1 protein-coding gene and 1 pseudogene are annotated in these 1,036 nt (G+C 69.3%); both read right to left on the reverse strand.

The genetic code is table 11. From position 1 onward, the window contains the following. Nucleotides 1–439 (reverse strand): B-4DMT family transporter (locus ACWDVW_RS32690; protein ID WP_449956867.1); only part of this gene is annotated, 439 nt, incomplete at its 3' end. A gap of 376 nt (nucleotides 440–815) precedes the next feature. After that, nucleotides 816–1,036: pseudogene (locus ACWDVW_RS32695) on the reverse strand (shikimate dehydrogenase); the annotation flags it as partial.

Genomic DNA, 1,036 nt, shown 5'->3' on the forward strand with positions numbered 1-1,036 from the left:
GAGTTGTGCTCTTCCTATCTGGAGCGGTGGCGGTGGATTCGGGGGTGCGCCGCGCCCGTCGACGACCGAGGGCGACGCCCGCCATCGCGGGCAGGAACACCAGCAGCAGGATGAACGACGCCGCCGAGGTCAGTTCGAACAGCGCACCGGCTTCGCCGAGTTCGATGCCGGGCACCTGATCGAGGACCAGGCACACGGCCCCGCTCGCGAGGCCGGCGACGGCCCCGGCCGCCAGCCAGCGCACGGTGAGATCGGTGGCGGCGCCCGCCTGGCCGTCGCGCATTCCCCAGGCGACCACGACACCCACGATCACGGCGAGGCAGGCCACCCGCCAGATCGTGCCGTAGGTCGGCGCGAACGCCATCGCGACGGCGAGCAGCAACCGTAAGCCGACGACCAGCGCGCCCAGGACAGTGGCTCGTAACACCCAAGCGGTCATGAGCAACACCTTAACCGGAAAAAACTAGAACAGGTATCAATTCCACCGGATCGGGCGATTCCCGGAGACGCCGGGACGGTCAGTTCGACGGCACCCAGAGGTCGAACCTGCCGCTACCGTCGGTCCGCGCTTCACAACGCGCCCGATCGCTCCACAGCGGCGCGTCCTTCAGACAACTCGCCAGCGAGACGTTCGATGCCGACGCCACGCAGGTGAACCCCCAGGACGGTTGCGGCGAGGCACAACCCCCTTGCGCCGAGGCGGGACCCCCGACAACGATCGCCGAGGCGACAACCGACAGCACCATGACCACGATTCGACCGAACACAGCCAATCCCTCCCCTAGATTGCGTTGGGCACCAGGGTAATACGACGCTCAGGCCGACGGAAGGGTCTCGTCGAGCGCGGCCGCCATCGCGGCGCGCGGTGCGGGCTGCCCGGTGAACAGCTCGACCTGACCGTAGGCCTGGTTGAGCAGCATCTGCAGACCGCTGACGACGGTGTGCCCGGCCGCGGCCACCGCCGCGGCCAGCGGGGTCGGCCACGGGTTGTAGATCGCGTCGAGCACCACCGGGGCCGCCGCCACCCGGTCCGCGA

This window comes from Micromonospora sp. NPDC003241, from assembly GCF_053589795.1.